The organism is Flavobacterium sp. (genome assembly GCF_031409475.1).
Taxonomy (GTDB): domain Bacteria; phylum Bacteroidota; class Bacteroidia; order Flavobacteriales; family Flavobacteriaceae; genus Flavobacterium.
On the sequence record NZ_JANNXH010000053.1, the window covers coordinates 1 to 14959 of the forward strand.

10 protein-coding genes are annotated in these 14959 nt (G+C 35.8%); 5 read left to right on the forward strand and 5 right to left on the reverse strand.

The window, feature by feature from the left end; translation table 11 throughout:
• Positions 1-313 (reverse strand): hypothetical protein (locus tag RMO53_RS09835; RefSeq protein WP_310380114.1); only part of this gene is annotated, 313 nt, incomplete at its 3' end.
• Between the two features lie 377 nt (positions 314-690).
• Here RMO53_RS09835 and RMO53_RS09840 point away from each other — a divergent pair.
• From RMO53_RS09840 to RMO53_RS09860, 5 genes are all read left to right on the forward strand, one after another.
• A complete protein-coding gene (locus tag RMO53_RS09840; protein WP_310380115.1) occupies positions 691-6003 on the forward strand; it encodes a GEVED domain-containing protein in 5313 nt (1770 codons plus the stop codon).
• Positions 6004-6147: 144 nt separating this feature from the next.
• Positions 6148-6324, forward strand: coding sequence for a DUF5522 domain-containing protein (locus RMO53_RS09845; protein WP_310380116.1), 177 nt, complete (start codon positions 6148-6150; stop codon positions 6322-6324).
• A gap of 184 nt (positions 6325-6508) precedes the next feature.
• Positions 6509-8491 (forward strand): urocanate hydratase, encoded by a 1983-nt coding sequence (locus tag RMO53_RS09850; protein ID WP_310380117.1) that lies wholly within the window; start codon positions 6509-6511, stop codon positions 8489-8491.
• Between the two features lie 97 nt (positions 8492-8588).
• Entirely contained in the window at positions 8589-9131 is a 543-nt protein-coding gene (locus tag RMO53_RS09855) for a DUF4136 domain-containing protein (RefSeq protein WP_310380118.1), read from the forward strand.
• A 341-nt stretch (positions 9132-9472) separates the two neighbouring features.
• Positions 9473-11233, forward strand: coding sequence for an aromatic amino acid hydroxylase (locus RMO53_RS09860; protein ID WP_310380120.1), 1761 nt, complete (start codon positions 9473-9475; stop codon positions 11231-11233).
• Here RMO53_RS09860 and RMO53_RS09865 read toward each other — a convergent pair.
• The 4 genes from RMO53_RS09865 to RMO53_RS09880 form a co-directional block, all read right to left on the reverse strand.
• Entirely contained in the window at positions 11230-11880 is a 651-nt protein-coding gene (locus tag RMO53_RS09865; protein WP_310380123.1) for a response regulator transcription factor, read from the reverse strand. The two genes, RMO53_RS09860 and RMO53_RS09865, sit on opposite strands and share 4 nt — an antisense overlap.
• Positions 11881-12133: 253 nt before the next feature.
• Entirely contained in the window at positions 12134-12592 is a 459-nt protein-coding gene (locus RMO53_RS09870; RefSeq protein WP_310380125.1) for a hypothetical protein, read from the reverse strand.
• A gap of 102 nt (positions 12593-12694) precedes the next feature.
• Positions 12695-14404 (reverse strand): T9SS type A sorting domain-containing protein, encoded by a 1710-nt coding sequence (locus tag RMO53_RS09875; RefSeq protein ID WP_310380127.1) that lies wholly within the window; start codon positions 14402-14404, stop codon positions 12695-12697.
• 110 nt (positions 14405-14514) lie between these two features.
• A partial coding sequence (locus RMO53_RS09880; protein ID WP_310380129.1) for an ATP-binding protein occupies positions 14515-14959 on the reverse strand: 445 nt, incomplete at its 5' end.

Sequence of the window (14959 nt, forward strand, 5' to 3'; positions counted from 1 at the left end):
AAAATCTCCACAACGATTTATGTTTTAGATAATCGAGGTTTTGCTCATTGGCGTAAGCTTCGCGTTCAAAACTGATGTTTCTGTAAGCCAAATTTCTATTTTTATAGCGCATCAACTTAACGAAATACTCCAAAACATACCAAATAAAAAAAGGAAAAACGAGCATTTCTAATTGCTGACGTAAATGAATTCGTTCATGATTAATAAAAATTAAATTTTCTTTATCCTTTTTAAATTTTACAAAAACAAAAGGAAATAATGCCAATCCTCGATACCCTTTGGGAACTAAATATTTAGAAAAAAAGAAAAGCATCTCTTTTATTTTTTTTAATTAAAAATACTATTAAGCAAATTAATGAAAATAAAATGATTCCCACTAAAAGTGTTGTATGAATGTTAGTTTTCCAAAGACAATTGTAACAAAATTTTGATACCTGTTCTGCATTTATTTCTACTACCAAAAAATCTTTTGATTTTATTTTATTTAATATTATATTTTTCTTACAAAAATATGAATTTTGTGTATTTCAACGATTAATAACGCTTTTAAACGATTAAAATTTATTTAATTTAATATGTTTGAAGTCCGAAAGAGTTCTATATACAGTATAGTGTAAGAGAAACTCCAAATCGGAACAAACAAAACAAACAAACACAAAAGCAAACATTCATCCTTTTAGCCCTAAAATCATGAAAACAATTACTTCAACATTTAAGAAAACATACCTTACGCTAGGATTATTATTAATGAGTTTTGTGGGATTATCACAATCTCCTTTCACAGATAGCAGCAACAATGGTACTGAAACCTTTACTGTTCCAACAGGAGTTACTTCTGTAACCGTCCAAATTTGGGGCGGTGGCGGTGGCGGTGGCGGATCAACTACAAGTGGATCTGGTGGATCTGGTGGTGGTGGTGGTGGTTATACTACCAAAACATTTTCTGTAACTGCGGGTGAAAATATTACCTATACTATTGGAACTGGCGGAATTGCTGGAACTAGTGGTGGTGTGATTGGTGGTACAGGAGTTACAACAACATTAAATCATATTCCATCAACTACTATTTTGACAGGAACTGGCGGAACTGGTGGAAATTTCAATAAAGGAACTGTTGGTAGTGGTGGATCTGGTTCAGGCGGAACTACAACGGCTGGTTCGCCGGGAATAATAGGAACTACTTCTGGTGGAAATGGTGGAAATGGTGGAAACGCTACTTTAACTGGTGGTACTGGTTCATTAAATGCTATTGGTGGTGCTGGGGTTGTACCTGGTGGTGGTGGTGGTGGTGGTGAAGATTCTGGTGGTGGAAGTGGAGATAAAGCTGGTGGTGCAGGTGCAAATGGAAGAGTGATCATAACATATTCATGTCCATCCTATAGTGTAAATGCTGGAGCAGATCAATCTGTTTGTACAACAACAGCAACATTAGCTGGTACTGCTGTTCCTTCAGGAACAACAGGAATTTGGACTTTAGTTTCAGGAACAGCAACAATTACTACTCCTAGTTCTCCAACTTCTGGAATAACTGGAATATCTGTTTCAGCAACATTGCGTTGGACAATAAGCAATGGACAATGTGGAACAACAACAGATGATGTAATTATAACAAAAAACAGTTTGCCAACTGCAACAATAACACCTTCACCAGCAACAGCTGCAACTGGAGTTTGTTATGGCGGAAGTGTTCCAGTAACAAGTGTTTCATGGGCATCAACAGCAACAGCAACTTCTTATGATGTGTATTTTGGTTCAGGTAGTTTACCAGGAACAGTAACATCAAACGTAACAACAAACTCATATTCAACTGGAACATTATTAGCAAGTACTACTTACTATTGGAAAGTGGTGGCGAAAAATGCTTGTGGTGATGCAACGGGTTCAAGTACTTGGACATTTACAACGGCTTCCTCTCCATGTGTGGTGTATTGTACACCAACAGCTTCAAGTGGAGTGGAGGGAACAGCAATTACTAATGTTTCTTATAGTACAGTAAATTATACTACCAGCAATACAACAGTTTACAATAATTACACTGCTCAAATAGGTGATGTGGTTCAAGGTGCAATCATGCCAATAAGTGTTACTACTAGCACGGGTAAAAGAACTTATAATATAAAAATATGGGTCGATTGGAATGATGATGGCGATTTTACTGATTCTGGTGAAGAAATGTTTTCTGGAAGCGTGTATTCTACAGCTATCAATGGAACCATAAATGTTCCTTTGACTGCAACAGTAGGTTCTCATAGAATGAGAGTAGGAATTACTCAAGGACAAGGAAATTCGAATTCAAATAATTATGAAGTTGCAACACCTTGTTTTACAGGAGTTCATGGCGCTTTTGAAGATTATACCATAAATGTAACAGCAGCTTCTGTATGTACACTTGCTCCTACCGTGAGCACAAGTCCTGCAAGTGTAACAATTGCTAATAATGCCAATACAAGCTTTACAGCTACATTTGCAAACACACCTACCAGTTATTTATGGGAAGTGAGTTCAGATGGTGGCACAAACTATACTCCTATTACAAATGGAGGAGTTTATACAACAGCTACGACTGCAACACTTACTTTAACTGCTGCAAATTATGGTATGAATGGTTTTAAATACCGAGTTTCTGCCAGTAATGCTTGTGGTACATCTAGTGTTTCTGTAGTAGCAACATTAACCATTACAGCACCAAGTTATTGTACTCCAACTACACCAGCAAGTACTTATTGGATAACAAGTGTCGCATCACAAGGAAATTTAAATGACACTTCATATTCAGGAAGCCCATTATATTCGACTTCGGGATATGCCAATTATTCCGCAACAACTTTAGCCACACAAACTCCTGGTGGAGGTATGAATTTTTCAATTGTTTTAGGATCTTCAGTTCCTCCAGGAACTACTAAAGCGGACAGATCACGTTTTACCTGTTTTGTAGACTGGAATGGTGATGGAGATTTTACAGACTCAGGGGAAACTGTTTACACCACAGGGATTTATGGAGTTTTAGAAACTACTTTTGGTTTTGAAGTTCCACAAGCTCAAGGTTTGGGAAATTATAGAATGAGAATTAGAAATAGAAGGGATAATTTAACCGTGATTGACCCATGTACAACAGGAAGTAGTTACCCTACTGGAGAGGTTGAAGATTACACTATTGCTGTAGTACAAGATTGTGCTTCAAAAATACAAAGTGTTACTGATAGTTCAGCTTGTGGTAATAATACCGTAACATTGGGTGCAGTAGGTATTGGTGGTGCAACAGAATACAGATGGTATACCGCATCTACAGGTGGTTCAACCGTTGCAACCACAACAACTGGTTCTTGGACTACACCTGCATTGACAGCAACACAAATCTATTATGTAACTTCTTTTAACGGAAGTTGTGAATCATTAGTACGAACTCGAGTAGTGGCAACCATCGTACCAACTACAGTAATTAATTTTACGCCAACCAATCCAACCACTTGTGGTGAAGATAATATAATTACAATAAATGCAGCAGGAGACACAACCGTTCTCGATTTATTTGTTGAAGATTTTGAAGGTTCTACTGTAGGTTTAACTGCTACAATGACTGCCACGTCTCCGGGAGCAGATTCGTCATGGAGTGTAAAAACAAACACCTGCACACCATCAACAATAATATGGAAACCTGCAATAAATTCTGGTAGCGTTGGTAGTAAATTTGCTTTAACATCATCTGACTATGCTGGCGCAATAATAACTTCACAATACAGCACAACTACTTCTGTAAATAGTACCGACTTTATCAATTTAACTTTGTCTTTTAAACATTATTTTTCTTATTATGAAGGTGTTACAAATAGCGGAAAAGTACAGGTTTCAACAAATGGTGGAACAAGTTGGACTACAGTGCAAACCTATATTTCAGATTTAGGTTTAGCCTCAAGATTTACAGATGTAACCGTAGATTTGACTGCTTACATTAACCAAACTAATTTGAAATTACGTTTTGAATACTACGGTGATTGGTCTGATGGTTGGGCTATAGATGACATTCGCTTTTATGGAACAAAACAATTAAACACCACTTTTACTTGGAACAGTTCAGTTCCAGTTGCTGCATATACCAATCTCGGATGTACAACACCGTATACAAATCAAACTGTTTCTACAATATATTTAAAACCAGATTTGTCACAATTAGAAACCTCAACTTTTCCAATAACTGTAAATGCGACTCTAGGAAATGGATGTCCTGTTTCACAAATTATAACAGTTACCAATAATTCTAAAGTTTGGCGTGGTAATATTTCTGGTATGAATGATACCACTTCAGAGTGGAATGATCCTGATAACTGGAAACCTTACGGAATTCCAACTTCAGCAAATTGTGTAATTGCACCAGAAAACACAATCATTTCAGGAACTAATTATGATGCTTATGCAAAAAACATAGTCGTTAAAAATGGTGGCACTTTTGTAGTGCAAGCTGGCAATAATATTACTGTTAGTGAATGGATTAAGGTAGAAACTGGCGGATTATTTACTGTAAAAAATAATGCCAGCATATTACAAACTAATGATGATGCAAATATCGGAATTGTTAATATTGAACGAACCACAAAACCTATGAACTATTATGATTATACGTATTGGAATTCGCCTGTAACTTCGGCTTCTAATTTTACTTTAGGGAGTTTATCTCCCGGTAGTACCTACATTTATTCTTGGACACCTTCTATTTCAAACGGAAAAGGAAATTGGCAATCAGTATTATCAACCGCTTCAATTGTTCCTACTAAAGGATATATTGTTAGAGCACCAAATACTTTTAGCACTAGCGATAAAGTAACGCATACTGGAACGTTCTCTGGAACTCCAAATAACGGTTCTATTTCAACTCCTATATCAAAAGGTACTTTTGTTGGAACTGTCGGTGTTGATGCCGAAGACGACGAATGGAACTTAATAGGAAACCCTTATCCATCCGGAATTAACGCTACAACATTTTTAAATCTTCCAGCTAATGCAGCTGTTATCGAGGGAACAATTTATATATGGACACACAATACAGTTCCAACCACAACTGCACCAGATCCTTTTTATGGTGATTATGTATTAAACTATACCGAAAACGATTATGCTGTATTTAACACCACTGGTGGTACAGCAACTGCTCCTGCATCCAGTGGTGGTTCAGAACCTACAGGATTTATTGCCTCGGGACAATCCTTTTTTGTAAAAGCCGCAGATGGAATGACAAATGGAACAACTGCAAATGTAACTTTCAATAACAGCATGAGAGCTTCTGGAAAAAACAGTGACTTCTTTAAAACTACTGATAAAAAAGGCCCAACCAAAGGTGCAAAACATAGAATATGGCTAAACTTAGCTAATAGTTCTGGTGCATTTAGCCAGACTTTAGTAGGATATCTTGCTGGAGCCACTGAAGGGTTGGATAGAAATTTTGACGGAGCATCTTTTGGAGGAAATGATGTTACACTATACTCTATTATTCCGCAATCAAATTTGACAATTCAAGGTCGATCCTTGCCATTTGTTGATACTGACATAGTCAATATTGGATTTAATGCTTCAAAAGCAGGAAGTTATTCTATACGTATTGATCATGTTGACGGAATTTTTAATAAACAAAATGTATATTTAGAAGATAAATTACTAAATGTAATATTCGATTTAAAGAAAAAGCCATACGACTTCACAACAGCAAAAGGTACTTTTAACAGTCGTTTTGTAATTCGCTACAGCAATACTAGCAAAACATTAGGAACCGAAGATTTTAATCTTTCGAGCACGATAAATGTAATTACAAAAGATAAAGTAAGGGTACAATCTTCAAACCAAATTATTAAAAAAATCTCTGTATTTGATTTGTTAGGAAGAAACATTGACACCTACACAGATATAAATAGTAATGAGTTTACTTTAAATCGTATTACTAAAACATCATCGGCTTTACTTGTTAAAATTACATTAGAAAACGATGCTGTAGTTTCCAAAAAAATAATTTTCTAAAATTTAAAAAATACAATTTCTAAAAACCATTCTGCAAAACAGAATGGTTTTTTTTATGTCCAAAATATTTTACTAAAAGGAATAGCAATTAAATAGTCAACAACAATTAGAAACATTTGTTATAAAATTTATAAATTTGTCCTTATGAATGAGCAAAAAAATGAAGATACAACAATAGAAGGCGAAGATTTCTATTATACACCTGAAGGTTACAAATGCTTCACCCAAAACTTTCATCTCAAACGTGGCTATTGTTGCAAAAGCGGCTGTCGTCATTGCCCGTATGGTTTTGATAAAAAAACTGGGGAAATTAAAAAATAATTATGGCGTTCCCTTTCAGGTCGGGCTATACGTTGCAAACGAAGTTCACTGAACTCCGATGAAAATGAAAGTGTAGTGAAGTAATCTCCCGAAAAAAATCGGGAGGATTTCCACTTCTATCCCTAACGCAAACAAGATTTGACAACTTTTAAAAAGTTGTCAAATCTAAAACAAATAAAAAAAAATGACTTTCAAAGAACAAATACAACAAGGAATTCCATCAATATTACCAGACCTAAAACCGTTCGAACAGGATATTAATCACGCTCCAAAACGAAAAGAAATCCTTTCCTCCGACGAGAAAAAGTTAGCACTGCGCAATGCACTGCGCTATTTCGAACCACAACATCATGCGGAACTACTTCCCGAGTTCAAAGCTGAATTACAAAAATACGGGCGCATTTATATGTACCGTTTTCGTCCAGATTATGAAATGAAAGCCAGACCAATTCAGGAATATCCTGGCAAATCAGAACAAGCTAAAGCCATTATGCTCATGATTCAGAATAATTTGGATTATGCAGTTGCACAACATCCACATGAGTTAATTACGTATGGTGGGAACGGTGCGGTTTTTCAGAACTGGGCACAGTATTTATTGACCATGCAGTACTTGTCGCAAATGACTGATGAGCAAACTTTGACTCTGTATTCTGGTCACCCAATGGGATTGTTTCCTTCCCACAAAGAAGCGCCACGCGTTGTAGTTACCAATGGAATGGTGATTCCAAATTATTCTCAACCCGACGATTGGGAACGAATGAATGCTCTTGGTGTTTCACAATACGGACAAATGACTGCAGGAAGTTATATGTACATTGGTCCGCAAGGTATTGTTCACGGAACTACGATTACGGTTCTAAATGGTTTTAGAAAAATCAAAAAAAGCCCTGAAGGTGGTTTATTCGTAACTTCTGGATTGGGCGGAATGTCTGGTGCACAACCCAAAGCAGGAAATATTGCAGGTTGCATCACCGTTTGTGCCGAAGTAAATCCTAAAATCACGCACATTCGGAACAGCCAAGGTTGGATAAACGAAGTCATTGAAAATCTTGACGAATTAGTTGCTAGAGTCGTTTTGGCGAAAGCCAATAAAGAAATAGTTTCCATCGCATATCTCGGAAATATCGTTACTGTTTGGGAACGATTTGATACCGAAAACATACACATTGATTTGGGTTCTGATCAAACTTCTCTACACAATCCTTGGGCTGGCGGTTATTATCCAATAGGATTTACATTTGAAGAATCGAATGAAATGATGGCCAATAATCCTGAATTATTCAAAGAAAAAGTACAAGAAACCTTGCGCCGACATACCGCTGCAATAAACAAACATACTGCCAAAGGAACTTATTTTTTTGATTACGGAAATGCCTTTTTGCTAGAAGCCTCACGTGCTGGTGCCGATATTATGGCAAAAAACAACATCGATTTTAGGTATCCGAGTTATGTGCAGGATATTATGGGACCAATGTGTTTTGATTATGGTTTTGGACCGTTTCGTTGGGTTTGTGCCTCTGGGAAACCCGAAGATTTAGCCAAGACTGATGCTATTGCGAGTCAAGTTCTCGAAGAAATGGCAAAAACAGCACCAGTCGAAATTCAGCAACAAATGCAGGATAATATCAAATGGATAAAAGGTGCTTCAGCAAATAAATTGGTCGTGGGTTCACAAGCCAGAATTCTTTATGCTGATGCCGAAGGTCGAGTAAAAATAGCCGAAGCTTTTAATCAAGCAATAGCCAAAGCCGAAATAGGAATTGTAGTCTTGGGTCGCGACCATCACGATGTTTCAGGAACAGATTCTCCTTACAGAGAAACATCTAATATCTATGATGGTTCGCGTTTTACGGCAGATATGGCGATACAAAATGTGATTGGCGATAGTTTTCGTGGCGCCACTTGGGTATCGATTCACAATGGTGGTGGTGTGGGTTGGGGCGAAGTAATTAATGGTGGTTTTGGTATGGTTCTTGATGGTTCTACAGCAGCTTCAAAGCGTTTAGAATCCATGCTTTTTTGGGATGTCAATAACGGAATTTCAAGACGCAATTGGGCTCGAAATGAAGGTGCAATTTTCGCGATAAAAAGAGCGATGGAAACACAACCTTTGCTCAAAGTTACTATTCCAAATCTAGTTGATGAAAATTTGTTTTCTGTTTAACTAGATTAGACAACTTTCAAAAAGTTGTCTAATCTTATTTTACCAAAGAAACCCCAGTGAAGCCAAAATTAAATCGTTTAATCTAAAAATCTAAATTATGAAAACTATTAAACTATTACCACTACTCCTATTCTTCGTGATTGTATCTTGCAGTACTGTAAATGTAAATGCTGACTATGATAAAAATGTCGATTTTGCTCCCTATAAAACCTATGCTTTTTACAAAACCGGAATTGATAAAGTCGAAATTTCCGACCTCGATAAACGAAGAATTTTGCACGCTATCGAGGAGCAAATGACCGCCAAAGGTTTTACTAAAAGTGAAACTCCAGATTTATTAATTAATATCAATGCCAAAGCAGAAAGGAACATAAACGTAAACCAGTTTCAAAACGGTTGGGGTTATGGCTGGGGAATGGGTTGGGGATTTGGCTTTAATCCTTATTTTGGGATGAATCATTCCATTTCAACTACTACAGACGGGATTTTAACCATTGATTTGATTGACGCCAAGAAAAAAGAGTTGATCTGGCAAGGCGAAGGAACTGGTTATTTAACTAAAAACACAGCCAAAAAAGACGAAAGAATAACTGAATTTGTGACAAAAATAATGATGCAATATCCACCTGTGAAAAAGTAAGTTTGCAGTGTTCAGTCATGAGTGTTCAGTCATTGCAAAACAAATAGATATCGTATATAAGTAAAACCGTAACAGTAATGTTGCGGTTTTTTTTATCCTGCAAGGTTTCTAAAGTTTTGAAGTTTAACATATTGATTCTTTTGAAAATAACTTCCCTAGCCCAGATTGAAATGGAAATCCTTTTTTGAGAAAACCTATTTTTTCTTGAAGTTGCAGAACGACTAAAAGAAGTTCCTGCAAGTTCGTAGAAAAAAAGGTTTTGGAGAAAAAGATTGCAATGAAAAGCTGGAAATAGCTTCTAAAAACTGTACTTTTGTGTAGAAAACTATATCGATTTCGTTATGAACACAACTATAGAAAGCAACCCACTATTAGACCGATTGCCTGCACATTTAAGACAGTTTATCAAGCCGCAAGAATACAGCGATTACTCGCCTGTAAACCAAGCGGTTTGGCGGTATGTGATGCGCAAAAATGTAAATTACCTTTCGAAAGTGGCGCATCATTCGTATTTAGATGGGTTGAAAAAAACAGGTTTAGAAGTCGATTCCATTCCCAATATGTATGGCATGAACCGAATCCTGAAAGAAATTGGCTGGGCTGCGGTTGCAGTAGATGGATTTATTCCGCCCAATGCTTTTATGGAATTTCAGGCGTATAATGTGCTGGTAATTGCTAGTGATATTCGCCAACTGGAACATATAGAATACACGCCAGCGCCAGATATTATTCACGAAGGCGCAGGTCACGCACCTATAATTGCCAATCCGGAATATGCAGAATATTTGCGGCGTTTTGGCGAAATAGGATGCAAAGCGATTTCGTCGCATAAAGATTACGAAATGTACGAAGCCATCCGATTGCTTTCGATTTTGAAAGAAGCCGAAAATACGCCACAATCTGAAATTGATGCTGCCGAAAAAGCGGTTGAAGATTTGCAAAATAACATGGGCGAATTGTCAGAAATGGCGCAAATTAGAAACCTGCATTGGTGGACTGTGGAATATGGTTTGATTGGCACGGTTGAAAATCCTAAAATTTATGGCGCCGGTTTGCTGTCTTCGATTGGCGAAAGTGCTTGGTGCATGACAGAAAATGTTACGAAAATTCCGTATGATATTTCGGCTGCAAGCCAAAGTTTTGATATTACGAAACTGCAACCGCAGTTGTATGTTACTCCAGATTTCTCTTATTTGAGTTTGGTTCTCGAGGAGTTTGCCAATAAAATGGCGTTGCGAACTGGCGGTTTGTCTGGGATTAATAAACTCATTCACTCCAACGCTTTAGGGACGATAGAATTGAGTACTGGATTGCAAATTTCGGGCGTTTTTACGAATGTTATTGCTGACGAAGGCAAACCTATTTACATTCAAACTACCGGAAAAACAGCGTTGTCCTATCGCGAAAAAGAACTAGTTGGTCACGGAACTGCAAAACACGCCGAAGGTTTTGGAAGTCCGATTGGGAAATTAGTTGGCATCAACTTGGCGATTGAAGACATGAGCCCAAGAGATTTGAGAGCGTATATGATTACCGAATCAGAAACTGTAACCCTTGAATTTGAAGGTGATATTATTGTAAAAGGCGAAATCATTACGGGTTCTAGAAATCTGCACGGCGAGATTATTTTGATTAGCTTACACAACTGTACTGTAACTCATGGCGAAACCGTTTTGTTCCAACCAGAATGGGGAATTTACGACATGGCTGTGGGCAAGAAAGTAGTTTCGGCGTTCTCTGGTGCTGCAGATGTGAATAGTTTTGATTTGATTCTGAACGTTCCGTCAAGCAAAACTATAAAAGCTGAAAAATCGTATGAACGTACCCAACTTGAAAAATTATACAAATCGGTTCGAGCGATTCGAGAAGGAAATGATCACAACGAATCCTTGAAAAATATTTTCTTTGAATTGAAAACCGAGCATCCAAAAGATTGGTTGCTTCCAGTTGAAATAATTGAAATACTAAAAACCAAAAACGAATTATTACTTTTAGAGCAGGTTTTAATTCATCTTGTAATTATCAAAAATGAACGTCCTGAATTGAAAAAACTGATTACAGATGGTTTGGAATTGATTTTTGAAAATGAAAGTGTAAATTAAATCAAATTATTGTTTTTGCCTTTTTGAATGGCTTCGAGTTTGTTGTGAACCTGTAGTTTAGCATAAATATTCTCAACATGTTTGCGAATTGTACCTGAAGAGAGAAATAGATTATCCGCAATGGCATTGTACTTTAATCCTTTCGAAAGTTGCTGCAAAACTTCGGTTTCTCTTGTTGTTAAATTGTATTCTTGTTGATTAGGAATGTTCTCGAAAGCGCTAGGATTTCTAAATAATTTTAGGGTTTTCATAGCAATAGAAGGTGTCATTGTTGCTCCACCATTCATCGTTTCTAGGATTCCTTGTTGTAAGTCTTTTGGATTTACTTCTTTGAGCAAATAACCGTCAGCACCCGCTTTTATTGATTTAAAAATATTTTCATCGTTATCAAAAACGGTGAGCATGATGATTTTTATTTGTGGGTATTTTTGTTTTACAATTTCGGTGGCTTCAATACCGTTCATTTTTGGCATTTCGATATCCATTAAAATCAAATCGATATTGTGATTTATTTCTAATTTTTCGAGTAAATCTATGCCGTTTATTGCCTTAAACTTCAACGAAAAATCCTCAAAGAAAGAGAGTTTTTCTTGAGTTGCTTTTATCAAAAACGAATTATCATCTACTATTACTATTTTTATATTCATTCTATTTGAGTCAATTTGAGGGGATAGATTTTATATGGTGTCTAATTTACAATAAAAATGCATTCCTATTACTGGTTATTTTTAGTTGTAAAACGAATATTTAGAATTAATAAGCGATTAAATAAAAAATATTTAATGCTAATACTGTTATTACTACTATGACAAAAAACCAAAATTTATATTTCATCTCAATAAATTTAAAATTAAACCTTTAGTTTTTTATATTATTAAAAAACTAAAGGTTATCCTGTATTTATGGATTGATAACAATATTCTTGAACTGTCCCGTTACCGTAGTTATTCCTCCTCCTGTTCCAGTAGCAACAAAAGTTCCTGAAAGCTTGTTGCTGGCATTGGCAGTAATAATTACTGTCCCAGTTGTTGGGCTGAATGGTGCACTCATAGCCGCATTTTTATAATAGAGTGCGTTGCCTGATGCTGTTAAATCGTATGCTCCAACTGCAATGGATGTTAAATTTATTTCATAAACTGTACTGCCACCTGTAATAGTAGCAAAAATTGTTTTGAATTGATTTGATGCATACGGATTATTCACTGTTTGAATTGTTGCTCCGCTGCTGTCTATCCAAGTAAAGCCATCTGCTCCTACACTAGGAATTGGCAAATTACCAATAGAATCCTCCGTAGAACATGAAATTGAAGTTAGCGAAAACAAAGCAATTAGAAAAAGAGATGTGATTTTTGATTTCATAATTTATTTTTTTTTAGTAATTTATTTCTGTAAAATTGAATAAATTTTAAACAAAAAAAAATACGACGTTTGTCGTATTTTTTTTTGGAAACAGTGTTTAACTTATTGTTTAATGAATTTTGAATTATGTACCAAAACACCATCTGAAACTTGAATAATATAGGTTCCATTGCTCAAACTAGAAACATCAAAACTAAAAATAGTTCCACTTAGATTTTGCTTTTCCAAAATAGTTTGTCCTAGAATTGAACTGATTTTTAAAGATGCGTTTTCGAGTGTTTTTTCAAATATTAAATTTAAATTATTATCTGTTGGGTTGGGATATATTTCAAAATTTGTCAACTTGTTTTGAGTAACAGCCAAGCCAGTACTGATCGTTAGTTGCGAAATAAAAACATCACCCTGTGATGCAGCCCAAGTTGGGTATAATGTTGCGAAATTTGGGTCATTGTTGCAAGTTGTCAAAGTGGTTCCGTTGACTAAAATGGTTGGATTATTTGTCAAGCTATAACTTCCAGAAACGGCTAACTTACTATTATACAAAGCCATTGTGTTTGCAGAAGCAGTATTTATTCCGTTAATTTCTGGATGTGCAATAAACTTAGTCATGACCAAATTTTCAAAAAATTTCCAAGTTGGAGTGTGTTTTGGTGTTGTATAGGTTTGATTAGGTATAGTCAATGTTTCTGTAGCATACATTAATGAGTTTGCTACAAAATTTAAGTTTCCTAACGGATAAATAGACTCAAATTGATTGGTGAATAATGCAGCTGAACTATTGATATAGTTTCGGTTAGAATCTAATGCAACTACACCAATATATTGATTGTATATGTTGTAACTCACAGTATTAAATGGCGCAGGATTAACAACATATTGTCCCCAATCTAATAGTACATTTCCGGATGCTTTTTCTACAGCTAGATCTCCAAACGCACCGCGATAAGTCGAGAAAACTCCGTTACTTCCATCACCATTAATAGTCAATAAACTTGTAGTTGATGGATGTCCTCCAGGTGGAGGTGTTAGCGCAATACCATCAATAGTTACTAAATCTCCTTGAATACTATAGATATAGAAATAAGCTTTGCCAGTATTGTCAAAAAAGAAATTATTTTTTGAAGTTAAAATAGCTACGGAATTAGAAATTGGCAAAATCCATTCTTTGTGCCAAATTTCTGTTCCCGCTGAACTTAGTTTTAGCAACCAAAAAGGTTTGGTTCCGTTAGTTGAACGATTGGCAAAATAAATATCATTATTAGGTAAAACACCCAACGCAATTGGTTTATTTTCAGAATACGGCAATGATCCAGTAATGTTGTAAGTGACTAATTTAGCCCATTGACAAATACCTTGTGGATTATATTTTGCTACATAATTGCCTTTTCCATATAAAGTTACTCCATTTCCAAAATCATAAAAAATAGTTGGACCATAACCAAATGTTGATCCTGTGATAATGATATTATCATCTGAATCTATAACAAAATCTTGTATGCTTGTTCCGGATGCGTTTGGAAGATTCTTTTTTACAAAAACAGTCGATGTACCACTTTGAGTTCTTTTTCCGATAAAAGTTAGAGTACCTGGAAAACTTCCATAACCAGGATCCAACATAGCAGTTCCGCCAAAAGTGGTCTGGTGTCCAGCATCAATTAAACTAAATAAATCGCCTTGTGAGTTATAATTTAACCGCTTTATAGAGTTGAAACCGCCTCCGCCATTAAAAGACCAATCAAACGAATCGGCATTATTTTGTGCAAATCCGATGGCTATAAAAAACAAGGCTACTAATTGTAATAATTTTTTCATGATTTTGATGTTTAAAAGTTATAAGACAAAGTTGCGAAATTTGTAAGCATAAAAAAATACGACGTTTGTCGTATTTTTTTGTAAATCTAAAAGGGTCATTAAAACAGAATCTACAGCAGAATCACGATTTTAGTTCCTTCGCTTGTGGACACAAGATTGAATTCTCCGCCAATAACATCGATACGTTTTTGCATGTTTAGCAATCCGTTTCCTTTTTCGATAGTGGCTAAGTCAAAACCAATTCCGTTGTCCTGAATGGTGATTTTTGTTTGATTTCCTTCTTGCTTTGCATTGATAGTAATTATGGTAGCGTTTGCATATTTTATGGCATTGTTTACCGCTTCTTGAATGGTTCTGTAAATATTCATTCCTTGTACCGAAGTCAGTTTTTGAGATTTTAAAACATCGTCAATAGCAAAAGAAAAACTTATTTCGTCTCTTGCTTCTCTAGCCTTTTCGATATAATTATTGATTCTTGTTTCTAAATCTTCGTAAGTGATTTCGGTGGAATTCATTGCCCATATCGTATCTCGAAGCTCTACAATAGTTTCTCGG